Origin of the sequence: Streptomyces sp. NPDC021212 (genome assembly GCF_044332925.1) — a bacterium.
In the GTDB taxonomy this organism is placed as follows: Bacteria; Actinomycetota; Actinomycetes; order Streptomycetales; family Streptomycetaceae; genus Streptomyces.
This window is the reverse complement of record NZ_JBIRPZ010000001.1, coordinates 366,927-388,454: the sequence shown is the minus strand read 5'-3', so window position 1 is coordinate 388,454 and position 21,528 is coordinate 366,927. Positions and strand designations below refer to the sequence as shown.

The following is a 21,528-nucleotide window of genomic DNA, read 5'->3' as shown; positions in this document are numbered from 1 at the left end:
GGACACCACCTATGCTGGGCGGATGCTCACCGTTCTCCTGGTCGACGACGAGCCTCTGGTGAGGGCGGGCCTGCGCGCCGTACTGGAGGCGCAGCCGGACATCGAGGTGGTGGGCGAGGCGGCCGACGGCGCCGCCGTGATCCCCCTGGTGCGGCGGCTACGGCCCGACGTCGTCGCCATGGACGTACGGATGCCCCTGATGGACGGCATCGAGGCCACCCGGACCGTCCTGCGCACGGTGCCGGACCCGCCGAAGATCATCGTGGTGACGACCTTCGAGAACGACGAGTACGTGTACGGGGCGCTGCGCGCGGGCGCCGACGGGTTCCTGCTCAAGCGGGCGCGACCGGCGGAGATCGTGCACGCGGTGCGGCTGGTGGCCGAGGGCGATTCGCTGCTGTTCCCCGCGGCGGTACGCCAGTTGGCCGCCTCGCACGGCGAGACCCACGGCAGCGCGGCCATGGAGCGTGCGGGGCTGACCGAGCGGGAGGAAGACGTACTGCGTCTGGTGGCCCGCGGGCTGTCGAACGCCGAGATCGCGGCGCGGCTGGTGGTGGGCACCGAGACCGTCAAGTCGCATGTGAGTTCCGTCCTGACGAAACTCGGTGCCCGGGACCGCACCCAGGCGGTCATCGCCGCGTACGAGTCGGGTTTCGTGTCGCCGGGCCACTGACCCGGCGACCCCCGTCAGGTGAAGAACCCTATGTAGGACGAGGCGAGACTCGAGACCAGCCAGAACACCCCGAAGGCGATACCGATGATGATCAGTACCGCCAGTACTCGGTCCGTTCTGCCGACCGGCGTAAAGGGAGATTGAGGCTCCGGGTCACGTGGGCTCATTCGCCCAACATACGTCACCATGGCGATGAACACAGAAAGTCGTTGACGTCTCGGTAACCTGCGGTCCACCTGGGACGACTAGCTCAGTTCAACGCTGTCGACCGTCCAGGCCGCCACTTGGTCGCCGAGGGAGAGGCCCAGGCCGGGGCGGTGTACGACCACACCGGGCTGCCGGCGCCCGCGGTCAGCAGCTGCCCGGCCAGGATGGGCTTGCGCCGTCCGGTGCGGTCGCCCACCCGGGCCAGGCCGAACATCGCCACCATCGCGCACAGCCAGGGCAGCGAGGAGAGCCCGAGAGCGAGAAGGCCGGTGACGCGCCCACGGCGTGGCGGGCATTGGCGCGTCCGCGTCAGGCGTTGGGCGGACTTCGCGCCGAACCGCGCCATGAGCAGGTTCGGGGGGGGACCTCGCACAGCATGCATGTGATGAAGAACAGCCCGGCGCCCAGACCGTACGCGGCCGGGGAATGCGTACTGTGGGCACGGTCAACATAGGAGCGGCGCAGGGGGGGTGTCATGGGTCGGACCAAGGTGGGCCGCTTCGCGTACGGGTCGGGCGCCCAGCCGGGGGACGACCTGGTACGTACGTGCGCTGGACTGTTGTCCCGTTGATGGTGGATGATCCAGCACGATCAGCGGGATCGCGTGGGATCCAGGGGGATCCAGGGGGAGGAACAGTGGCCGTGGTGAGAGAACACGTGGCGAACGAACGATCAGACGGGTTGCGTTCGCCCCGCACCCTCGCCGCCGTGTCGGCGGTGCTCACGGGAACGATGGCGCTCTACATCGCGCTCGTCGCGTTCGGCAACATCACCGACTTCGGCACCAACCAGCAGTTCGTACGGCATGTCCTGGCGATGGACACGACGTTCAAGGACGACGACCTGATGTGGCGGGCTATCACGTCGGCCACGCTCCAGGACGCGGCCTACATCGCCATCATCGCCTGGGAAACCCTCGCCGCTCTCGTCCTCCTCGCCGCGACGGCCCTGTGGTGCATGAGCCTGCGCGGAGGCGGCATCCGGCGCGCCCGACGGGCCGGCACCGTGGGGCTGTTGATGCTGATGCTGCTGTTCGGTGCCGGGTTCATCGCCATCGGCGGCGAGTGGTTCTCCATGTGGCAGTCGAAGACGTGGAACGGGCTGGACGCCGCCACGCGCGTCTTCCTGCTCTCCGGGATCGTCCTGGTGCTCACGCACCTGCCCTCCTCAACCGAGCAGGACTGATCCCACCGTTGCGGCGTCGCCGTCCAGGAAGGCCAGCAGCTCGGCGCGGGTCGGCCCGGTGGCCGGCCCGTGCCGGGTGACCGCGAAGGCGGCTGCCGCGTTGGCGCCCCGTACGGCGTCGAGCGGATCCAGCCCGCTGCCGAGGAGGGCCAGAAACGCGCCGGTGTGGGCGTCGCCCGCGCCGTTGCTGTCGACCGCGGTCACCTCACGGCCGGGGACGTGCACGGGCTCGCCGCCGGAGGCGACGAGCCGGCACCCGGCCGCGTCGGCCCGTACGATCACCCCGGTGTCCGGGCCGAGCCGGGCGGCGAGTGCGGCGGCGGTTTCCCGGGCGTCGTCCAGACCGGTCAGCAGCCGCCCCTCGCGCTGGTTGCAGCTGATCCAGTCGCAGCGGGCCAGGGCCACGCGCAGCACGTCCTCGGGGATGTCGGAGACCAGCGGCCCCGGGTCGAGGAACACCCGCGTGTCCGCGGGCAGCCGCGCGATGAGCCAGGCCAGGACCGGGCCGCCCGCCGGGTGGGCGAGCCCGTACCCGGAAACCTGCACCAGGTCTCCGGGCCGCAGCGCGGCGAGCACCGCCGCCGCGTCGGCCTCGGTCAGCCGGGCCTCCGCGCCGAGGCTGGTGGCGAAGGTGCGCTCGCCGTCGTCGTCGACGAGGGCGACGCAGAAGCCGGTGTCGATGTCCGGCAGCGGGGGCAGCAGCACCTCGATACCCTCCCGCGCGAGGTCGGCACGGACGCGGTCCGCGAACGGCCCCGAGCCATGGCCTCCGGCGTAGACGGCGGGCAGGCCGAGGCGGCGCGCGGCCGCGAGGACGTTGAAACCGCCACCGGTGACGAAGGTGGTATCCGTGGAGACGACGTCACCACCGCGTTCGGGCAGCGCGGGGACCCGCATGACCAGGTCGACGATGGCGTTGCCGACGAGCACCAACCGGCTCATGCGTGCTCCTGCGCGGTCGTCGCCTCGGGCAGCGTGGGATGCTCGGACGGCTTGTCGTAAGCGTCGGAACGCGTCGTGGCGCCGCCCCATCGCCGCAAGCCCGCGTAGACGCCCGCCGCGAGGGCGAGGGTCACGACCCAGCCCAGGCCGTTCGTGCCGATCCAGGTGCCGGAGAGCGGTCCGGCGAACCAGACGTCCTTCGCGCTGGTGGCGGCCTCGGTGAAGAGCAGTCCCACCACGATGGCCAGCACCCACGCGGCCAGCGCGGACCAGCGGACGCCGCCCCGGAACCAGTAGCGGCTCGTGCGGCTCACGTCCATCAGCGCCACCCGGTCGTAGGACTGGCGGAGCATCAGGTCGACCGCGAAGACCCCCACCCAGGCGGTGATCGGCACGGCCAGGAGGGTGAGGAAGGTGATGAACGGCCCGTAGAAGTCCTTGGCGATGAGAAGGAAGTAGATGCCGCCCGCGAAGGTGACGACCACGTCCAGCCCGACGGCCACGGTGCGCCGGACACGTATGCCCAGGGTGATCATGGTGAGCCCGGCGGAGTACACGGACAGATGGTTGGAGAGCAGCAGCCCGCCGAAGGCCGCGATCAGATACGGGATCGACATCCACGAGGGCAGCATCGCGTTGATGGCCGAGACCGGGTCGGCGGCCGAGGCCAGGTCCGGCTGCCCCGCCGCGAGCAGCGAGCCGAGCGAGATGAGCACGACCAGCGGGATGCCCGCGCCGAACGCGGAGGCGGCCACCAGCCTGCGGCCGGGGATCTGCCGGGGCAGGTAACGGGCGTAGTCGGCGCCCGCGTTGGCCCAGCCGATACCGGTGCCGGCGGCGACCATCCCGGTGCCCACGACCATCGCGCTCACCGGGCCCGCCGGGGCCTGGAAGACCTTGTGCCAGGCCACGGTGGCACCGAGGAAGGCGATGACGACGAGGTTGAGCACCCCGAAGGCGTAGGTGGCCCACTTGTTGATCCACATGATGGTGGCGTGGCCGAGACCGCTGATCAGCAGGGTGCAGCCGATGAAGACGAGCAGGCAGACCACGGTGAGGACGGCGTTCTGGTGTACGCCGAACGCCACGTTGAGCAGGGCCAGCAGGGCGAAGGCCGCCGTGGTGGTGTTGATGGTCTCCCACCCCAGGCGGCTCAGCCAGGTGATGAGGGTGGGGCCCGCGTTGCCGCGCACGCCGAACACTGCGCGGGAGAGGGTGAGGGCGGGCGCGCCACCGCGTTTGCCCGCGATGCTCAACCCGCCCACCAGGGCGAACGAGCCGAACGAGCCGATGACGGCCACGAGAGCCGCTTGCCAGATGTTCAGGCCGCGGAAGCTGACGAGGGCGGCGCCGAGCGGCAGACCCAGAATGCTGATGTTCGCCGCGAACCACGTCCAGAACATCTGCCCGGGGTGGCCGTGGCGCTCGGTGTCGGGCACCGGCTCGATGCCGCGTGTCTCCACCGCGCCGACGCGGTCGTCCTGCGAAGCGGCCATGGTCGTACCTGTCTTTCTGTGCGGGACTGCGAGCCGTCCGCGCCGCCCCGCGGGGACGGGGTGCCCCGGGGAAGGAGCATGTGGCGCGGATGCGGCACGTGGTGTCACCCGGCTGCGGCGGCCCGCAGCGCGAGGAGGGAGGTGGCCTGCGACTCCAGGTCGAGGCCGTTGACGGAACGGAGGGTGGTGAGCGCGTCGGCGGGGAGGGCCGAGGCGCCGCTGAGGGAACCGGCGATCGCGCCGGCGATGGCGCCGATGGTGTCGCAGTCGCCGCCGAGGTTCGCCGCCAGGAGGCAGGCGCGCCACGGTTCGCCGTCGGCCAGGGCGAGGACGGCGAACGCCGCGGGCACCGACTCCTGGCTGGCGACGCTGGTGCCCACGAGATCGCTGATGCGGTCCAGGGCGCGATCCTCGGGCAGGCCGCGGACCAGGTCCACGGCCCATTCGATACGGGCCGCGATGGCGGCGCCGTACACCCAGTGGCCGCGCTCGGCGCCGGCCGCCGCGGCGGCGATCGCCGCGGCGAACACGTCCTCCAGACCGCCACCGCCGACGCCACGGCTCACCGCGGCGCCCACGGCCGCGGCGGAGGCGATGCCGAGGGTGGTGTCATGAGTGACCCGGCAGGCCGCCACCACGTGGTCGACGAAGGATTCGAGCGGCTTGTCGGGGAAGGCGATGCCGACCGGGGTGATCCGCATGGCGGCGCCGTTGGTGGAGCCCGAGCGGCCCGCCTCCTCGGGCGGCACGCCGCGCGAGACGGCCTCCAGGGCGGCCTTGGTGGAGGGGCCGAGCAGGTCGTACGAGCCCTTGGCCTTCATGGCGCGCTCCCACTCCAGCAGCTCCTGGGCGAGCCGCAGCGGGTCGATGTGCCCGTTGCCCTCCACCAGCAGCCGGCCCACGATGAGGGCCTGATCGGTGTCGTCGGTGACCGACCCTGCGGGCATGCCCGCGCTCACCGGATTCTCCGCCGGGCCCGGCTCGAAACCGGTCACGGTGCCGAACCGGGCGACGATCGACCGCCGGGGCATGATCTGGGTCGGCATGCCGAGGGCATCGCCCATCGCCAGGCCGTACAGGGCTCCGAGTGCGCGGTCGTGCTGGTGGTTCATCGAGACTTCCCGTGGTCGGTGTGGGGGGTGGTGGCGGGCGCGGGGCGGTTCACTGAGGCGGTTCGCCGAAGCCGAGGTGCAGCTGGAAGCGGGCGGGATCCAGCAGGCTGGTGACGTGTTCGACGACGCTGCCGTCGGCCCCGCGGCTGACCCTGCGGGTACGCAGGAACAGGTCGCCCTCGGCGCGCCGCAGCAGGGCCGCCTCGTCGGCGTCCAGCCCGGCCACGGACGCCCACTCGTCGCCGTGGGTGGCCCGTACGCCCGCGGCGGCCAGGGTCTTGGTCAGCGAGCCGTCCACCAGTCCGCGCAGCGGCACGTCGGTGAGCGGCGGGAGCAGCGGAACGCTGCTGCGCTCCAGCGAGACGGGGGTGCCGCCGGGCAGGATCCGCAGCCGGTCCAGGGCCAGGAACTCAGGCCCGTCGATGCCCAGCTCCCCCGCGAGCCCGTCGTCGCGCACCACCTCCAGGCGCAGCACCTCGGTGGTGATCCGGGCCCCCTGGTCGGCCAGGGCCTTGGTCCAGCCCAGCCGGTTGTCCAGCAGGCCGCCGTCGAAGGTGACGAACGAGCCGACCCCCGCGTGCGTGGAGATCAGCCCGCGCTTGTTCAGCTCGTCCAGCGCTTGCCGGACGGTGTTCCGGCTCACCTCGAAGCGCCGGGTCAGCGCATGCTCACCGGGCAGCCTGCTGCCCGGCTCCAGGGCCCCGCTGTGGATCTCACGGGCCAGGACACCGGCGATGCGCTGATGCTTGAGGACCTGTTGGACTTGTTCAGTCATGTCCAGAAGCTAGCCATACCTGTTCAGTCCTGTCCAGTGCCTGGAGCAGACTTCCGTCCTCGATGCGTATGCCGATGCCGCAGACCAGCCAGCGGCAGTGCTGCTGGCCGCGGCCCGAGAGGGCCTCGTCGACGGAAGCCGGGAGCAGCCCCCAGCCATGGAGGCCGGGTGCGATGACCTCCGAGGGGCGCTGTGTGACATCGCACTGGTGCTCATGACGGTGAAGGGCGGGCGGGAAGTTGCCAAGATGCCCTGTTGCCACCTGAGTTGAAGCCCCCGGCACGGGCCGGGGGCCGTGCCGAAAGGACCTAGCGGCCGCAGCGCAGGGCGCGGAGGGCGATGGCGTCGCCCATCACCCGCATACCGGCGTCGTTGGGGTGGAGGTGGTCGCCACTGTCGTAGGACGGCAGCATCCGGGTGGGCGCCGCGGGGTCCCGGACGGCCTGGTCGAAGTCCACGACCGCGTCGAACTCGCCGCTGGTGCGGATGAAGGTGTTGACCTGTTGACGAACCGTCTCGTCAACGGCCTCGTACTCCCGCCAGCCCTCGTACGGCATGACGGTCGCCCCGACCACGCAGACGCCGCGCGCGTGGGACCGGGCGATGATCTGACGGTAACCGGCGATCAGGTCGTCGGCCGTGGGGCCCGGCGTGGCCTTGATGTCGTTGATCCCCTCCAGGAGGATCGTCGTGCGCACACCGGCCTGGGAGAGCACATCCCGGTCGAGCCGCTTGAGCGCGCTCTCGGCGGAGCCGTCGGCGAGGACCCTGTTGCCGGAGATGCCCTCATTGGCCACGCCCTTGAGCCGGGAGCGGGGGTCGGCGAGCAGCCGGCGGGCGAGGAAGTCCGGCCAGCGGCGGTTGGTGTCCGCGGAGGAGGCGGAGCCGTCGGTGATCGAGTCGCCGAAGGCGACGACGGCGCCGGTGCCCGGACGCGGCCGCACGACGGCCGCGTCCAGGTAGTACCAGGAGGTGATCTGCTGGGAGTACGCCGTGGCGCCCTCCTCCGCGGCGTGGTCGCCGGCCGGTGCGACGTACTGGGTCGAGCGGGCCCCCTTGTGGCCGGTCGCGAGGGTGCCCGCGCCTTGCACGTAGAGGCTGATCGCGAGGTCCGATCGGGCGCGGACGCCGCCCGGCAGCGGATCGCTGTAGACGACGCCGCCCGTCGGCACGGTCACCGACGAGGCGCCGCGGAACGTCAGCCGCCGGTTGCTGCCGGGCACGACCGCGGCACCGGACGCGCGGACGCCCGCGTAGGCGCGGCCGAAGGTCACCGGCTGGTCGCCGTAGGCGTTGGAGAGCCGGATGCGCAGGTCCCGGCCGCCGACGCTGGTGTGGATGACGAACCGGTAGGTCAGGTCCTGGGTGGCGGTTCCGGCCGGGTAGGCGCTGGAGCCCCAGGTGACGACGGAGGAGCGCGGGGCGGAAGGGACGGCGGCACGGACGGTGGACTGGGCGGCGGAGGACTCGGTTCCGGTGGCCACGACGACCCCGAGGGCGGCGGCGGTCGCGACCAGGATGCCGAGGGCGCGCAACGATAAGCCAGGTCTCTGCATGATGGGGCGTTTCCCTCTCTCGAGGTGGGTGATCGGATGAATTGATGCGCATTCCGATCTGCCTGTCGAGAGAGCGCGCCCAACTCCGAAACTTTCGACGCCCGCCATCTCATATCATCGGATCTATTTGGCGCCCCTGAGATCCGCTCGGACAGCGGCCGCCACGCCCCCCTCCCGCTCGGCGCGGGACCGGACCGAGGGGGCCCGGGCCGCGCTCGCCGACGCCGGTCTCGCGCTCGTCGGCGAACCGCGGTACGGGGAGCGGTCGGAGGGCTGGGGCGGCCGCCGCGATGCTGCTCGACCGGCATCCGGACGTGGGACGCCGTGCCGTGCGGCAGCGATCAGATCGCCCGCGGCGCCGTCTCAGGAAACCGTCCGGCGCGTGCGCGGGGTGAAGGCGTACAGGTCCAGGATCTCCGGCCGCGGCGCGACGCCGGGACCGCCGGCCAAGACCCACGCGGCGATGTCCTCGGTCGCGTCCGGGTCGTTGACCAGTCCCAGCCAGACCGGCCGCGCACCGGCGGCCCGGCCCTCGGCGGAGGGCTGTACGACGACCACGTTGGCCTGGTCGCAGACGTCGAGGCAGTCGGAGATCCGCACCGGCGCCACCTCGCGCAGCCGCTCGGCCTGGGCCGCGTGATCGACGCGGGACAGCTTGGGGCTGCCGCAGCAGCAGTCCCGGCACACGACGAGACGGCACTGCACCGAGCCGGTGTTCATCGGCGTGATTTACCTTTCCTTTGACAACGGATGATCTCTCCGCATAGTTTCAAGGTCGCCTGTATCGCACAAGGATCCGAGGGGGCGGCCGTGCGAACTCCGCTTCTCACCAAGCGCCGGTATCTCGATCTCCGCAGGTCCACCACCACGGGATGTTGAGCGGTCCCTTCCCGCACCGTTCGCTCCGCCCTCGCGCATCCCCTGGACCACCATGCCTCCCGCCCGCATAGCGCGGCGTGGCCTGCTGTCGCTGGCCGCTGCCTCCTCCGGTGCCGCCCTGCTGTCGGCGTGCGCCGGCGCCGAATCCGGCGGCTCGGTCGTGCCGTTCTACACGACCGAGTCGGACCCCACATCGCTTGCCTTCTACCGCTCCGTGATCAAACGGTTCGAGCGCAACCACCCCGGTGTCACCGTCAAGATGACGCTGTACTCGGACGAGAACCAGCTCCAGTACCTCCAGACGGCCATGCAGACCGGCACCGACATCGGCGTCTTCGCGCCACCCGCCGCGAACATCCTCGACTGGGCCGTCAAGGGCTATCTGCTCCCCCTCACCGGCATGATCGAGGACATCGGCGAGGACGACTTCCTGCCCGGCACCCGCATCGTGCACCGCGGCGAGGACTACGCGATGCCGTTCCAGGCCAACGCCTCCGTCCTCTACTACCGCAAGGACCTGCTCGACAGGGCGGGCATCGAACCGCCCCGCACCTACGGCCAGTTCCTCGGCGCCGTGCGCGAGCTGCACGGCAGGGACGGCATCGACGGCATCTCGTCCGGCGCGGGCAACACCCCCGGCATGACGACCCAGTTCCTCGCCCCGTACGTCTACCAGGCGGGCTGGGACTACTACGGCCCGGACGGCGAGGTCCTGTTCGGCAAGGACGAGGTGCTCGACGCCGTGAAGCGGCACGTGGCCATCATGCGGTACGCGCGCAAGGGCGCGTACAACACCAACTACCCGGACCTGATGAACACCTACATCTCCGGGAAGGCCGCCTTCGCCACCATGGCGGGCAGGCTCGGCGTCAACCTCGCCGAGCAGAACCCACGGATCGCCGACGTCACCGGCGTCCTGCCGGTCCCCGCGGGCCCGTTCCGCACCGGGCGGCTGGCGTACGGGGGCAAGAACCAGTACAGCGTCTTCGCGCACACCCGGCACAGACGCGCGGCCAGGGCCTTCCTCAAGGAGCTGACCACCGGCGAGAACGCATTGCGGTTCGCCCTCACCGTCCCAGGCCACCTCGTGCCGCCGCTGAAGTCCGTCAAGGCCCGGCTCCGCGAGGAGACCAGAGCGTCGGACGACCCGTACCTGAAGAAGCACGGCGACTGGGTGCGCACCATCCTCGACCTCGTGCCGCACGCGCTGAGCCCCGACATGGCCATGGGCTCGGTCGTGAACGGGCGTTACGACGGCAAGCTGTCCAACCCCTGCCCCTGGGCGGGCAAGGCGTGGGCGCCGCCCCCGGCCGACGCCTCGATGGTGCAGTCGATCCTGCTGCGCGGCGACGACCCCGAGGAGGCGTGGCGGCGGGCCGTGGACCAGTTCGCCTTCGCGGCCCGCGACTGGAAGTCGGCCAACCCGGAGTGGAGGCCCGCGGCATGAAGACGCTCCGCCTCGGGCGTGCCTTCCAGTACGTGGCGCTGGCCGCCGTCGTGCTCATCGCCGATCTGCCGCTGCTGTGGATCCTGTTCACGGCCGTCAAACCGGACGAGGAGATCATCTCCTATCCCCCGACGTTCCTCCCGCACACGCTCACGCTCGACAACTTCCGGGCGCTTTTCGAGATCTCGTCCTTCGGTACCTATCTCACCAACTCGCTGATCGTGGCGGCGGTTTCGACGCTGCTGGTCGTGGCCTTGGGCACCTGCGCCGCGTACGCGCTCGTCCGGTTCCGGATACCGGGGCTGCGGTGGATCGGGGAGCTGTCGCTGTTCGCGTATCTGGTGCCGCCGATCCTGGTGCTGGTGCCGGTCTCCCAGCTCGTGGCGCGGTTCGGGCTCGCCAATAACCTTCTCGCGCTCATCGTGATCTACACGGCCACGCTGCTGCCGTTCGCGCTGTGGACGCTGCGCTCGTACTTCCACGGGCTCACCGTCGAGCTGGAGGACGCGGCGATGGTCGACGGCTGCACCCGGTTCGGCGCCTTCGTCCGCGTGGTGCTGCCGCAGTCGGTGCCCGGGCTGATCGCGACCGCCGTGTTCGCCTTCAACGCGGCCTGGAGCGAATATCTCTTCGCCTCCACGCTCATGGCGGAGCCGGACAAGCTGACGCTCAGCCCGGGGCTCTCGCTGCTCATGGACCAGACCAGCGTCTACTCGTGGGGTGTGCTCATGGCCGCCGCGCTGATCGTGGTGGCACCTGTGCTGGTGCTGTTCGTGGTCGTCCAGAAGTTCCTCGTCGGCGGCATCGGACAGGGGGCCGTGAAGTGACTGCCGTGACCAGGAAGGCAGGACGCCGGGGCCTGTCCGACCGCGCGCTCGGCACCCTGATGCTGGTGCCCGCGCTCCTGCTGCTGCTCGTCTTCGCCGTCTATCCCTTCCTCGCCTCCGTCTTCGACAGCTTCTTCCGCGTCGACTTCCTCACCCGTGAACACACCTTCCTCGGCCTCGACAACTACCGCCGCCTGTGGGAGGACCCGGCGGTGCGCGGCGCGTTCGGGCGCAGCGTGCTGTGGGTCGCGGGGAACATGGTGATCCAGGCCGCCGCCGGGGTCGCCGTGGCGCTGCTCCTCAACGCCGGGCTGCGCGGCCAGACCCTGGCCCGCGGGCTCGTGCTCTTCCCGTACGTCGTGCCCGCCGTGGTCGCCGCGATGGTGTTCCGCTTCGCGTTCAACGACACCTCGGGCATGGCCGGCTATCTGCTGCGGACGCTCGGGCTGAGCGACACCCTCGTGAACCCCTTCGCCGACCCCGCCACGGTGATGTTCGCGCTGGTCGCGGTGAACTGCTGGAAGTACGTGCCGTTCATCGTGATCGTCGTCCTCGCCCGCCTCCAGACCCTGCCGGGTGAGCTGCGCGAGGCCGCGGCGCTGGACGGCGCCGGGCGGTTCGGGATCTTCCGGTACGTGACGCTGCCGTGGATCGCGCCCGCGCTGATCGTCGCCATGTTGATGCGCACGATCTGGACGGCGTACGACTTCGACCTGCCGTATCTGCTCTCCGGCGGCGGCCCGATGGACACCTCGACGACCGTCCCGCTGGAGATCAAGAAGCTGGCCTTCGCCGACCAGGATCTCGGCCTCGCCTCCGCGCTGGCGGTGTGCGTGGCCATCCTCCTGGTCGCGGGCGCGTGCCTGTACCTGCGCGCGTACCGGGCGAGCGAGGACGCGGCGGGCTGAGCTCCGGCATTTCCGAGAAAGGCACCCACCGTGTTCGCAACGTATGACGTGATCGACACCCTCGCCGGTACGCCCGCCACGTTGCGGACGTACCGCGAGAAGGCGTACGTCCACACCCAGGGCGCCCATGACGCGCTGCTGACCGGCACCGACGGCCTCCCCCGTGCCGAGCGCGCCGAGCTCGCCGCCCACGCCGCCGAGTTGGACGGCGCGCGGGCGCTGGCCGCGCACTACCGGGGCCTCGCCCCGGCGCCCGCCCCGTCTTCGCGCCTCGCGGCGCTGCTGCGCCACGCCGAACTCCTCGTCCTCGCCCCGGCCACGGCGGGGCCGAAGGACATCGCGGCGCTGACGGAGGCGGGCTGGGGCGCCCCCGATGTCGTCGCGGCCTCGCAGCTCATCGCGTTCGTCACGTACCAGGCGCGGCTCACCGCCGGGCTGCGGGCGCTCGGCGGGCTCCCGGCGGAGGACGGAGAGGCCCCCGCGTACGGCGTGGCGAGCGAGGGGCGCCCGTTCACGCTCGACGCGCTGGCGTGGGACGCCTGGGTGGAGACGGTGGACATCGACCGCGCCACGCCCGAGCAGATCGCCGTACTCGAGGAGTCGCTGCCGACGGCGAAGACCTCGCCGTACTACCTGGCCCTCGTCCACGACGTGACGGCGCTGCGCGAGCGGTCGCGGCTCTACAACGCCATCATGTACGCGCCGCGCGGGCTCGACCGCCGCGACCGGGAGATCGCCGCGCTCGCCGTCTCGCGCGTCAACGGCTGCGTGTACTGCGCGTCCGTGCACGCGCGGCGCTTCGCACAGCTCGCCAAGGACACCGGGCCGGCGCGGGCGATCCTCGACGCGGGTCCCGGTGCGGACCTGGGCACGGCGCGGCGGCGTGCCGTGGCCGACTTCGCGGTACGCCTCACCCGCGAGCCGAACCAGCCGCTCGACCTCACGGCGCTGCGGACGGACGCGGGCCTGGACGACACGGAGATCCTGGACCTCGTCCACGTCGTCGCCGTGTTCGCCTGGGCCAACCGTTTGATGCTCACCCTGGGCGAGCCTCGTATCCCCGCAGAGAGCACAGAGAGCACAGAGAGCGCAGAGGAGCACTCCGCATGACCGCCACGCCCGACCACCCCCTCGTCGCCGCGGCCCGCCGGCTGGCCGACGGCGTCCTCTCCCCCGCCGCCGAGGCGCACGACCGGGAGGGCGTCACCCCCGAGGCCATCGACGCCGTCAAGGCGTCCGGGGTGCTGGGGGTCAACGCGCCGGCGGCGTACGGCGGCGCGGAGGCCCCGGCGGCCGTCGGCCGGGAGATCGCCGAGATCCTGGCGGGCGCCTGCTGCTCGACGTTCTTCGTCCAGGCCCAGCACCACACGCCGGTGCGGACCCTGGCCACGGGCGAGGAGGCGGCGCGCGAGCGGTGGCTGCGGCCGCTGAGCGACGGCACGCTGCTCGCCGGAATCGCCTTCTCGCATCTGCGTGCCCACCCGAAGCTGCCCGTGCGGGCCACCCGGGTGGCGGACGGCTGGCGTTTCGACGGGCGCGTGCCCTGGTACACCGGCTGGGGGCTGAACGACCTGTTCCTGCTGGGTGGTGCCACCGAGGACGGCGAGGTGGTGTTCGGCGTCGTCGGCGCCCACGAGCAGCCGGGCCTCACCCCCACCGGCCCGCTCCAGCTCGCCGCGCTCACCGGTTCGCGCACGGTCGGGCTGCTGCTCGACGGGCTCGTCGTGCCCGACGAGGCGGTGGCGGTGCGTCTCCCGCACGAGCGCTGGGCGACGGAGGACCGCCCGAAGAACACCAACACCAACCCGGCCGTCTTCGGCGTGGCACGCGCCGCCCTCGACCTCCTGGACGCGTCCGGCGACGCCGAGGCGAAGGACACGGCGGGCGTCCTGCGGACACGCCTGGACGCGGTACGCCGCGACGCCTACGCCCTGGTCGACGAGGTTCCGCCCGCCGAACGGCTGGACGACCGGCTCGCGGCCAAGACCCGGGCGTACGACCTGATGCGCGCCGCCACCACGGCCGCCATCGCCGCGGGCGGTGGCCGCGCCTTCGGCCTCTCCCACCCGGCCCAGCGCCTCGCCCGGGAGGGCCTGTTCCTCGTCGTCCAGGGCCAGACCCCCGAGGTCCGCACGGCCCACCTGGCGGCACTGCGGTCCTGACGGACAAGTGAATGGCCCTCACCGACGGGGGATGCGGTGAGGGCCAGCGCATTCAGTGTGGCACGGATGAGGGGCGGATGTACCCCTTCCGGACAACAAACTTGGCATATATCTACCACTTGATTCCCCATCACCTCATGAGCACCAGTGGTTTCAGCCGCCGATGGGGGTGCCGTCGACGGTGGCACCGACGCGGTCCGCCTGTGCGCACACCGGGTGTGGCGGCGGCGTAGCGGGGCAGTCGGGCGGGGTGATCTTGATGCCGATGCGCAAGGGGACCACCGCCCATGACCACTCCCGACCGCCGGCCACGTAGCGGTCGCCACTACACCTTCAGCCTGCGGAGGCTGTCGTTCTGCTTCGGGCTCATCGCCCTTGTTCTCCTCGCGGCGGGGACCGCCGTGAGAGCCGGTGCGCGGGCGGCCGAGGAGCATCCCGTCGCCGCCGTGGCCTTGGGGCTGCTGGCGCTTGCGGCCGCCGTCACCGTTCGCCGCCGCCGCGTTCGCGTTGCCCGGGGCGCGGGTCACGTGCCGCAAGGTCCCGCTGCCGAGGCCGAGGAGTTCGAGCAGGCGGTGGCGGAGCTGTGCGAGCGGGACGGTTGCCGGGTCACCCGCGTGGGCGGCGGCGCGGGCGACCTGGGCGCGGACGTTCTCGCCACCACCCCGGACGGACAGCGCCTGGTCATCCAGTGCAAGCGGTACGACGCGACCCACAAGGTCGGCTCGCAGGACGTCCAGCGCTTCGGAGGAACCTGCTTCGCCGTTCACGACGCCCACATCGCCGCCGTGGTCACGACCAGCGCGTTCACCGGACCCGCCGTCGAGTACGCCGAGCAATGCGGGATCTGGTGTGTCGACGGGCAAGAACTCGCCACCTGGGCGAGCACGGGCCCGGCCCCCTGGAGGGAATAGGCCCTCGACCGTCCGCCACCGCGGGCGAATCCGGGGGTGAGAGGCACGCAGAGGGGTACTGGGGCGCGGGACATCGGACCGTGACCGAGGGAGAGCCGGTGAGCGTCGCGAACATCTTTGTGATCGGCATGGACGAGGCCAACCTGGGCGCAGGAGGCGCTGGACGCCTTCGACGGCAGTATCGACGCGATCGTCGGCTACTGGGACCTCCCGGTGAGCACCCTCGTACCGCTCCTGAGCGAGCGTTATGGCACGCGCAGCACGAGCCTGGAGTCGGTCGTCAAGTGTGAGCACAAGTACTGGAGCCGACTGGAACAGCAGAAGGCCATCGATGAGCACCCCCGCTTCGGGAAGGTCGACCTGGCGGCGCGGGATCCGCGCCCGCCCGAGGGCGTCCGCTTCCCGATGTGGCTCAAGCCCGCCCTGGCGTAAGGACGAGTACCTGGAGCGGGAGCAGACCGACACCGAGGAGATCCTGGCCTGGCTGGCCGAACAGCCCTGGTGTGACGGGCGGACCGGGATGATGGGGGTTTCCTGCGGCGCCTTCGCCGCCCTCCAGGTCGCCGCCCGGCAACCGCCGAGCCCGCGCGCCATCGTCACCGCCTCCTTCACCGACGACCGGTACGCCGATGACATGCACTACATGGGCGGCGCGCTGCTGTCGGACAACCTGGCCGAGGCGGGCACCATGTTCGCCTACGCCACCTGTCCGCCCGACCCGGCCGTCGTCGGTGAGCGCTGGCGCGAGATGTGGCACGAACGGCTGGAGCACACCCGACCCTGGGTGCTGGAGTGGCTGCGCCACCAACGCCGCGACGACTACTGGCGCCACGCCTCGGTGTGCGAGGAGTACCAGGCCGCCCGGCTGTCCGATGTGGCCCCCGACGGACGCGCCACCCGCGTCACCTACGGCGTACTGAACCTCACCCACCGGGGCGGTACCGGCGCCCCCGAGCCGCTGGAACCCGGCCGGCGGTACCGGGCCACGGTCCGGCTCAACGGCGTGGCACAGGCATTCCCGCCCGGTCACCGCATCCGGCTGTCGCTGTCCACGTCCTACTGGCCGCTCGCCTGGCCCCCGCCGCGCCCGGTCCTGCTGACGGTGTACGAGGGCTCCAGCGCCCTCACCCTGCCCCTGCGCGGAAACCACGAACCGGACGAGGTCCCTCAGCGCCCGTTCGGCGAGCCGGAGGGCGCACCGCCGCTCGCCACCACTCAGCTGGATCCGCCGGAGATGCGGTGGGACGTCACCCGTGACCTGGTCGGGTACCGATCCGGGCTGGAGATCGTCAAGGACGCCGGCACGGTGCGTTACGAGGACATCGGCCTCGATGTCGGCCGCCGCGCCTACGAGCGCTATGCCGCCGTCGCGGACGACTTCGCCTCGGTCAGGGCGAGTCCACCTGGGCCATGCGTTTCCGGCGCGACGACCGGGACGTACGCGTCGTCACCCACACCGTCCTGCGCTCGGCCACCTGGAACGAGACGGTTCCCCGCGACTACTTGTAGGCCACGTTGTAGGCCAAGCGGGCGGGCCCGGTCCGTGTTCCGTTTGTCCCGGACGCACACGGGGCACTCGGCACTGCCCGATCTTTCCCGGAACCTGGAGGCGGCATGGCTCTGACCCGTAGTCCGGTGGCTCGCGCATGGCGTCGCTGGCGTCGGCCACGCGACCTGTACGTGCCGCGGGAACCCATGGATGTCGAGGACGCCAACCGGCGCTTCCTGATGTACGGGGTGCTGCCGCTGTGGTTCGTACCGGCCGTGGCGGACTGGGCCATGCACCGCCGGACCCGGATCGAGGAGACGTCGGGCACGCGCGAGTCGGCGCTGCACGCGCTCATGATGACGGAGGCGGGCGTCCCGGTCGCGATGGGCCTTCTCGCCCGGGTCAACCCGCTCGTCCTGTCGGTCATGGGTGGCGCGGCCGTGGTCCACGGCGCGACCGCGCTGTGGGACGTCAGCCTGGCCACCGGCGAGCGCGAGGTGAGGCCGGTGGAGCAGCACATCCACAGCTTCCTGGAGGTGCTGCCGCTGTCGGCGCTCGCCTTCACCTCGTGTCTGCACTGGAAGCAGGTGCGCGCCACGCTGCGCGGGGGCGACACGGCGGAGGACTGGAAGCTGCTGCCCAAGGAGAACCCGCTGCCCGCCCGCTATCTGGTGGCGATCGGAGCGGCCATCGGCGCCTTCGTCGCCCTGCCCTACGCCGAGGAGATGACCCGATGTGTCAAGGCGGCCAGGGCCCGTAAGGCAGCATGAGCCCGTGCACCGTACTCCGAGGACCGCGTCCGACGGCATGATCGAGCCGCTGCCCCGCCCGCGCGTCGTCGCCCGTGACGCGCGAGGGCCCGAGCACGTGGCCCTCGACGACGCGGGCCGGATCCTCACCGGGACCGCGGACGGGGCGATCTGGCGGCTGACCCTGTCGCCATCGGCATCGCCATCGGCATCGCCATCGGCGGGCCTCGCCCGGGCCGAGGTGATCGCCGAGACCGGCGGCAGACCGCTGGGCCTGGCCCCCTCCCCCGACGGCGAACTGCTGGTGTGCGACGCCCGGCGCGGCCTGCTGCGTGTCGACCCGCGTGGCGGGACGGTACGTGTCCTCGCCGACGAGGTGGACGGCGTCCCGCTGCGCTTCTGCAGCAACGTCGCCCCGGCGGCGGACGGCACCCTCTACTTCACCGTGTCCAGCCGTCGTCACGCCCTGGAGGACTGGCTGAGCGACATCCTGGAGGACACCGCTACCGGGCAGCTCCTGCGGCTGCGGCCGGGTGGCGAGCCGGAGGTCCTGCGGGACGGTCTGCGGTTCGCCAACGGCGTCGCACTGGCCCCTGACGAGTCGTTCGTCGCCGTGGCGGAGAGCGGCGCCCGCCGGATCCGCCGCCACTGGCTGACCGGCCCACTGGAGGGGAAGGACGACATCCTCGTACGCGACCTGCCGGGCTACCCCGACAACCTCTCCCGGAGCGCCGGCGGGGTCTTCTGGGTCGCCCTGGCCGGGCCCCGGGAATTCGCCGTGGACGCCCTGCACCACGCCTCCCCCGCCCTCAGAAGGGCGGCCTCGGCCGCCACGAAGCGGCTCCGCCCCCGCCCCCGCCCCACCGTGCGTGTGCTGGCGATCCGCCCCGACGGAAGCGTGGCCCGCCACCTGCTGCGCCGCCGGTCCCCGTACCGGATGGCCACGAGCGTGTGCGAGGACGGCCACCGTCTGGTGCTGGGCAGTCTGCTGGAGCGAGGCATCGCGGTGTGCGCGCTCCCGGCCCTCCAGGGCTGATTCCCCTTCAGAGGAGGCTGACCACGATCTTTCCGTGGACGTGGCGCCCGGCCTGCAGCTCCACGGCCTCCCGGATCCGCTCGAGGGGAAAGGTGGCCGCGATCGGCACGGTGATCTCGCCGGCGACGATGGCGTCGGTGATCCGCTTCAGGTCTTCGGGCCGCGCGTCGACGCCGCCGGTCGCCCGCACGCCTCCGGGCGGGTGGGGGCCGGCGGCGACCGTGGAAATCCTCTCCGCGGGAACGTCGAGCGCGAGCGCCGCCACGGCTGTCTCCGTGCCGAACAGGTCGGTCGCCGCGCTCACACCGTCAGGAGTCATCTCGCGCACCCGCTCCTCCAGGCCGGGACCGTAGGCGACAGGTTCGGCGCCGAACTGCCGTAGGAAGTCGTGGGTGCCTTCGGAGGCGGTTCCGATCACTCGAGCACCGGCGAGCTTGGCGAGCTGGACGGCGAATACGCCCACACCGCCGGCGGCGCCTCCGATCAGGACGGTGTCGTCAGCCTTCACGTCGATCGCCGCGAGCGCCGCCGAAGCGGTCAGCCCCGCCACCGCGAGCGTGCCGGCGACCTCGTCGCCGATCCCCGCCGGAGTGCGAAGGAGGGTATCCGCCCCGGCGGGGTCGACCACCAGGAAGTCGGCGGCGGCCCGGCCCGTCGCGGCTCCGTGGACGCGGTCGCCCACGGTGAAGCCGGAGACGCCTTCGCCCACCTCGTCCACGGTGCCGGCGAAGTCGGTGGCGAAGCCGGACGGCAGGGTGACGCCGAACTGCCGGGCCACCTCCGGCATCGAGGACAGTACCCAGTCCATGGGGTTGAGGCCGACGGCGGCCACCCGCACGCGCACCTCACCTGCTCCCGCGTGCGGCTCCGGGATCTCACGCAGCTTCAGGACCTCAGGTCCTCCGAACGTCTCGTACATGACGGCTCGGCTCATGGCGTGCCTCCACACCCAGTGATGAGACTTGGTCCCATCACCATACCCCAGTGATGGGACCAAGTCCCGTAGTCTGTGTTCATGGCCCGCTGGGAACCCAACGCATCGCAACGGCTCGCCGACGCCGCCCTCGAACTGTTCGCGGAGCGCGGTTACGAGAACACGACCGTGCTCGACATCGCGAAACGCGCCGGACTCGCGAAGAGCACCTTCTTCCGGCACTTCCAGGACAAGCGTGCGGTGCTCTTCGGCGAGGACGCGCTGACCGGGCGGCTCGTCACCGCGATCGCGGCCGCGCCCGCGGAAGCGGCCCCGCTCGAAGCGGTGGCGTGCGGCCTCGACGCACTCGGACGGGACGTCTTCACGCCCGCCCGCCGTGCGTTCACCGCCCGCAGACGAGCGGTGATCGACGCCCATCCCGACCTCCAGGAGCGCGAAGCCCTGAAGGGCGTGAGCCTCACCGCTTCGATGGCCCGGGCCATGGCGCACCGCGATCTCCCCGACCTCGTCGCCCGAGCGACAGCAGAACTGGGGTCACTCGCCTTGAAGATCGCCTACGAGCGGTGGAGCGACGTGGGCAACACCGACGAGTTCAGCGCCATCGCCCGACAGGCCCTCAGCGAGGTACGAGCCGCCGCTTCGATTTGCGCCGGAGCCGCAAGGGGATGACGTACCAGCAGACGGCGAACCAGAGCATGACCAGGCCGACGATCACCCCACCGATCGCGCTGTCGGTGACGACGTTGAGGATGAGCAGCAGAGTGCACGCGATGGTGAGCGCCAGCAGCACCATTCCGCACACCATGAGCCGGCCGGCGGCTTCGACGATCTCATCCTTCATACGCAGGCCGGAGAGAAAGCGGTGGATCGATACGGGAGCGATCAGAGCGGCGACCGAGGAGGCGCCCAACGCCACCGTCACCACATAAAGAGTGCGGTCGAAGACTTCCAGGTGCCCGAACGCCGGTGTGAAGGCGAGGGAGAGCAGGAATCCGAAGAGAATCTGCACACCGGTCTGCGCGACCCGCGTCTCTTGGAGGATCTCGTTCCATTTCCGGTTGACGCGCTCGCGGGCAGTTTCCGGCCGCTCGTGCTCTTCGGATGACGTCGCGCTCGTACACGACGGGCACGAGGAACGCGCCGCCGAAAGGCGCGGGCTTGCAATCGCCATGTCTCCTCCGCAGTCCAGAGAAGTTTCGATTTCCCCGCCCAGCGACAAATACGCCCACATGGCGGTCGACACACCTACGGTCAGCCACCCGCTCCTACTGGTTTGCACTCGCCGCCAACAGGGCACTCGGGGCATCTGTTATCTCTGCCCTTCTCTGGCCTCTGGAGTAAATCCCATGACCGGACAGGATCAGCGCCACCCCGGAAAGCAGTACCCGCGGCCGGAATTCCCCCAGCAGGATCAGCCGCACCCCGGCGCCACGGAAGACATGGCACCACGGCCCGACCACGGAGAAAGCACCTACGAGGGCCATGGGTTGCTGGAGGGCCGCCATACCGTGATCACCGGCGGCGATTCCGGGATCGGACGGGCGGTGGCCCTCGCATTCGCGCGAGAGGGCGCGGATGTCCTTTTCACCTATCTTCCCGAGGAAGAGACCGACGCCCAGGAGACCGTGCGCCTCGTCGAAGAGGCCGGACGTCGCGCGGTGCCGGTCGCATGCGACATCCGCGAGGAGGCCGCATGCCGGGATGTGGTGGACCGCGCGGCCGACGCCTTTGGGTCGATCGACGTCCTCGTCAACAATGCCGCCTTCCAGATGGCGCAGTCCGAGGGCCTGGAGGGCATCTCCACCGAGCAGTTCGACCGCGTCATGCGGACGAATCTGTACGCCATGTTCTGGCTCTGCAAGATGTCTCTGCCGCATATCCCGGAAGGCGGCAGCATCATCAACTCCACATCGGTCCAGGCGTACAAGCCCAGCCCGCACCTGCTCGACTACGCCACGACCAAGGGTGCCATCGTGACCTTGACCCAGGGCCTCGCCGGAAACCTCGCCGAACGCGGCATCCGGGTGAACGCCGTGGCTCCCGGCCCGGTATGGACACCCCTGATCCCCGCCACCTTGCCCGACACGTCGTCGTTCGGCCGGCAGAGCCCCCTGCAACGCCCGGCCCAGCCCGCCGAGATGGCCCCCGCATATGTCTTCCTGGCCTCCCAGAAGGCCAGCTACATCACCGCCGAAATCCTCAACGCCACCGGGGGCACGCCGCTGCCCTAGCGGATGGTG

The 21,528-nt window shown here is 71.2% G+C and carries 22 protein-coding genes and 1 pseudogene; 14 read left to right on the top strand and 9 right to left on the bottom strand.

Annotated features, from left to right (window positions below; all coding sequences use genetic code 11):
* The first annotated feature begins 22 nt into the window (after positions 1-22).
* A complete protein-coding gene (locus ACH4SI_RS01690) occupies positions 23-673 on the top strand; it encodes a response regulator (RefSeq protein WP_398291384.1) in 651 nt (216 codons plus the stop codon).
* Positions 674-923: 250 nt separating this feature from the next.
* Here ACH4SI_RS01690 and ACH4SI_RS01685 read toward each other — a convergent pair whose 3' ends face one another.
* Positions 924-1,253 (bottom strand): hypothetical protein, encoded by a 330-nt coding sequence (locus ACH4SI_RS01685; protein WP_398291382.1) that lies wholly within the window; start codon positions 1,251-1,253, stop codon positions 924-926.
* A gap of 308 nt (positions 1,254-1,561) precedes the next feature.
* Between ACH4SI_RS01685 and ACH4SI_RS01680 the strand changes: the two genes are divergently transcribed.
* Positions 1,562-2,065, top strand: a complete 504-nt coding sequence (locus tag ACH4SI_RS01680; RefSeq protein ID WP_398292304.1) for a DUF2165 domain-containing protein — start codon at positions 1,562-1,564, stop codon at positions 2,063-2,065.
* Here the strand turns inward: ACH4SI_RS01680 and ACH4SI_RS01675 are convergent.
* From ACH4SI_RS01675 to ACH4SI_RS01650, 6 genes are all read right to left on the bottom strand, one after another.
* Complete coding sequence (locus ACH4SI_RS01675) at positions 2,048-3,007, bottom strand: PfkB family carbohydrate kinase (RefSeq protein ID WP_398291380.1); 960 nt, start codon at positions 3,005-3,007, stop codon at positions 2,048-2,050. The two genes, ACH4SI_RS01680 and ACH4SI_RS01675, sit on opposite strands and share 18 nt — an antisense overlap.
* Positions 3,004-4,503 carry a purine-cytosine permease family protein gene (locus tag ACH4SI_RS01670; protein ID WP_398291378.1) on the bottom strand — a complete coding sequence of 500 codons (1,500 nt, stop codon included), beginning with the start codon at positions 4,501-4,503 and terminating at the stop codon, positions 3,004-3,006. The genes ACH4SI_RS01675 and ACH4SI_RS01670 overlap by 4 nt, the downstream gene beginning before the upstream one ends.
* Before the next feature lie 104 nt (positions 4,504-4,607).
* The gene (locus tag ACH4SI_RS01665) at positions 4,608-5,615 is read right to left on the bottom strand and encodes an ADP-ribosylglycohydrolase family protein (protein ID WP_398291376.1); all 1,008 of its coding nucleotides are present in this window, start codon (positions 5,613-5,615) and stop codon (positions 4,608-4,610) included.
* 49 nt (positions 5,616-5,664) lie between these two features.
* Positions 5,665-6,390: a GntR family transcriptional regulator gene (locus ACH4SI_RS01660; protein ID WP_398291374.1), complete on the bottom strand. Its 726-nt coding sequence runs from the start codon at positions 6,388-6,390 to the stop codon at positions 5,665-5,667.
* A gap of 308 nt (positions 6,391-6,698) precedes the next feature.
* Positions 6,699-7,946: an SGNH/GDSL hydrolase family protein gene (locus ACH4SI_RS01655; protein WP_398291372.1), complete on the bottom strand. Its 1,248-nt coding sequence runs from the start codon at positions 7,944-7,946 to the stop codon at positions 6,699-6,701.
* 363 nt (positions 7,947-8,309) lie between these two features.
* Positions 8,310-8,666 (bottom strand): (2Fe-2S) ferredoxin domain-containing protein, encoded by a 357-nt coding sequence (locus ACH4SI_RS01650; RefSeq protein WP_398291370.1) that lies wholly within the window; start codon positions 8,664-8,666, stop codon positions 8,310-8,312.
* A 211-nt stretch (positions 8,667-8,877) separates the two neighbouring features.
* Here ACH4SI_RS01650 and ACH4SI_RS01645 point away from each other — a divergent pair, with 211 nt between their 5' ends.
* The 10 genes and pseudogenes from ACH4SI_RS01645 to ACH4SI_RS01600 all read left to right on the top strand — a co-directional run bounded on the left by ACH4SI_RS01645 (position 8,878) and on the right by ACH4SI_RS01600 (position 18,354).
* Entirely contained in the window at positions 8,878-10,272 is a 1,395-nt protein-coding gene (locus ACH4SI_RS01645) for an ABC transporter substrate-binding protein (RefSeq protein WP_398291368.1), read from the top strand.
* The gene (locus tag ACH4SI_RS01640; protein WP_398291366.1) at positions 10,269-11,099 is read left to right on the top strand and encodes a carbohydrate ABC transporter permease; all 831 of its coding nucleotides are present in this window, start codon (positions 10,269-10,271) and stop codon (positions 11,097-11,099) included. Before ACH4SI_RS01645 ends, ACH4SI_RS01640 begins: the two co-directional genes overlap by 4 nt.
* A 5-nt stretch (positions 11,100-11,104) precedes the next feature.
* On the top strand, positions 11,105-12,007 hold the full coding sequence (locus ACH4SI_RS01635; RefSeq protein WP_398291364.1) for a carbohydrate ABC transporter permease: 903 nt from the start codon (positions 11,105-11,107) through the stop codon (positions 12,005-12,007).
* Positions 12,008-12,037: 30 nt separating this feature from the next.
* The gene (locus ACH4SI_RS01630) at positions 12,038-13,117 is read left to right on the top strand and encodes a peroxidase-related enzyme (RefSeq protein WP_398291361.1); all 1,080 of its coding nucleotides are present in this window, start codon (positions 12,038-12,040) and stop codon (positions 13,115-13,117) included.
* Complete coding sequence (locus ACH4SI_RS01625) at positions 13,114-14,169, top strand: acyl-CoA dehydrogenase family protein (protein ID WP_398291359.1); 1,056 nt, start codon at positions 13,114-13,116, stop codon at positions 14,167-14,169. Before ACH4SI_RS01630 ends, ACH4SI_RS01625 begins: the two co-directional genes overlap by 4 nt.
* Positions 14,170-14,456: 287 nt before the next feature.
* Positions 14,457-15,080, top strand: a complete 624-nt coding sequence (locus tag ACH4SI_RS01620; protein ID WP_398291357.1) for a restriction endonuclease — start codon at positions 14,457-14,459, stop codon at positions 15,078-15,080.
* Positions 15,081-15,227: 147 nt separating this feature from the next.
* Positions 15,228-15,509, top strand: a pseudogene (locus tag ACH4SI_RS01615) (biotin carboxylase); the annotation flags it as partial.
* A complete protein-coding gene (locus tag ACH4SI_RS01610; protein WP_398291355.1) occupies positions 15,412-16,704 on the top strand; it encodes a CocE/NonD family hydrolase in 1,293 nt (430 codons plus the stop codon). The pseudogene ACH4SI_RS01615 and the gene ACH4SI_RS01610, both read left to right, overlap by 98 nt.
* A complete protein-coding gene (locus ACH4SI_RS01605) occupies positions 16,695-17,339 on the top strand; it encodes a diguanylate cyclase (protein ID WP_398291353.1) in 645 nt (214 codons plus the stop codon). The genes ACH4SI_RS01610 and ACH4SI_RS01605 overlap by 10 nt, the downstream gene beginning before the upstream one ends.
* A gap of 37 nt (positions 17,340-17,376) precedes the next feature.
* Positions 17,377-18,354 (top strand): SMP-30/gluconolactonase/LRE family protein, encoded by a 978-nt coding sequence (locus tag ACH4SI_RS01600; RefSeq protein ID WP_398292302.1) that lies wholly within the window; start codon positions 17,377-17,379, stop codon positions 18,352-18,354.
* Between the two features lie 7 nt (positions 18,355-18,361).
* On the opposite strand, the gene ACH4SI_RS01595 is transcribed toward ACH4SI_RS01600, so the two are convergent.
* Positions 18,362-19,288 carry an NADP-dependent oxidoreductase gene (locus ACH4SI_RS01595; protein WP_398291351.1) on the bottom strand — a complete coding sequence of 309 codons (927 nt, stop codon included), beginning with the start codon at positions 19,286-19,288 and terminating at the stop codon, positions 18,362-18,364.
* 81 nt (positions 19,289-19,369) lie between these two features.
* On the opposite strand from ACH4SI_RS01595, the gene ACH4SI_RS01590 reads away from it, so the two are divergent.
* Positions 19,370-19,957 carry a helix-turn-helix domain-containing protein gene (locus tag ACH4SI_RS01590; protein ID WP_398291349.1) on the top strand — a complete coding sequence of 196 codons (588 nt, stop codon included), beginning with the start codon at positions 19,370-19,372 and terminating at the stop codon, positions 19,955-19,957.
* Here ACH4SI_RS01590 and ACH4SI_RS01585 read toward each other — a convergent pair.
* Entirely contained in the window at positions 19,905-20,459 is a 555-nt protein-coding gene (locus ACH4SI_RS01585) for a DUF6328 family protein (RefSeq protein WP_398291347.1), read from the bottom strand. The genes ACH4SI_RS01590 and ACH4SI_RS01585 overlap by 53 nt on opposite strands.
* Positions 20,460-20,634: 175 nt before the next feature.
* Between ACH4SI_RS01585 and ACH4SI_RS01580 the strand changes: the two genes are divergently transcribed.
* Positions 20,635-21,519, top strand: a complete 885-nt coding sequence (locus ACH4SI_RS01580) for an SDR family oxidoreductase (RefSeq protein WP_398291345.1) — start codon at positions 20,635-20,637, stop codon at positions 21,517-21,519.
* Positions 21,520-21,528 lie beyond the last annotated feature (9 nt).

Excerpts from the sequence above, each read along its gene's own strand:
- ACH4SI_RS01610 (WP_398291355.1), top strand. The coding sequence starts at position 15,412 with ATGAGCACCCCCGCTTCGGGAAGGTCGACCTGGCGGCGCGGGATCCGC.
- ACH4SI_RS01650 (WP_398291370.1), bottom strand. The coding sequence starts at position 8,666 with ATGAACACCGGCTCGGTGCAGTGCCGTCTCGTCGTGTGCCGGGACTGC.
- ACH4SI_RS01690 (WP_398291384.1), top strand. The coding sequence starts at position 23 with ATGCTCACCGTTCTCCTGGTCGACGACGAGCCTCTGGTGAGGGCGGGC.
- ACH4SI_RS01580 (WP_398291345.1), top strand. The coding sequence starts at position 20,635 with ATGACCGGACAGGATCAGCGCCACCCCGGAAAGCAGTACCCGCGGCCG.
- ACH4SI_RS01590 (WP_398291349.1), top strand. The coding sequence starts at position 19,370 with ATGGCCCGCTGGGAACCCAACGCATCGCAACGGCTCGCCGACGCCGCC.
- ACH4SI_RS01605 (WP_398291353.1), top strand. The coding sequence starts at position 16,695 with ATGGCTCTGACCCGTAGTCCGGTGGCTCGCGCATGGCGTCGCTGGCGT.
- ACH4SI_RS01625 (WP_398291359.1), top strand. The coding sequence starts at position 13,114 with ATGACCGCCACGCCCGACCACCCCCTCGTCGCCGCGGCCCGCCGGCTG.
- ACH4SI_RS01585 (WP_398291347.1), bottom strand. The coding sequence starts at position 20,459 with ATGGCGATTGCAAGCCCGCGCCTTTCGGCGGCGCGTTCCTCGTGCCCG.
- ACH4SI_RS01655 (WP_398291372.1), bottom strand. The coding sequence starts at position 7,946 with ATGCAGAGACCTGGCTTATCGTTGCGCGCCCTCGGCATCCTGGTCGCG.
- ACH4SI_RS01670 (WP_398291378.1), bottom strand. The coding sequence starts at position 4,503 with ATGGCCGCTTCGCAGGACGACCGCGTCGGCGCGGTGGAGACACGCGGC.
- ACH4SI_RS01600 (WP_398292302.1), top strand. The coding sequence starts at position 17,377 with ATGATCGAGCCGCTGCCCCGCCCGCGCGTCGTCGCCCGTGACGCGCGA.
- ACH4SI_RS01645 (WP_398291368.1), top strand. The coding sequence starts at position 8,878 with ATGCCTCCCGCCCGCATAGCGCGGCGTGGCCTGCTGTCGCTGGCCGCT.
- ACH4SI_RS01595 (WP_398291351.1), bottom strand. The coding sequence starts at position 19,288 with ATGAGCCGAGCCGTCATGTACGAGACGTTCGGAGGACCTGAGGTCCTG.
- ACH4SI_RS01620 (WP_398291357.1), top strand. The coding sequence starts at position 14,457 with ATGACCACTCCCGACCGCCGGCCACGTAGCGGTCGCCACTACACCTTC.
- ACH4SI_RS01665 (WP_398291376.1), bottom strand. The coding sequence starts at position 5,615 with ATGAACCACCAGCACGACCGCGCACTCGGAGCCCTGTACGGCCTGGCG.
- ACH4SI_RS01640 (WP_398291366.1), top strand. The coding sequence starts at position 10,269 with ATGAAGACGCTCCGCCTCGGGCGTGCCTTCCAGTACGTGGCGCTGGCC.
- ACH4SI_RS01660 (WP_398291374.1), bottom strand. The coding sequence starts at position 6,390 with ATGACTGAACAAGTCCAACAGGTCCTCAAGCATCAGCGCATCGCCGGT.
- ACH4SI_RS01675 (WP_398291380.1), bottom strand. The coding sequence starts at position 3,007 with ATGAGCCGGTTGGTGCTCGTCGGCAACGCCATCGTCGACCTGGTCATG.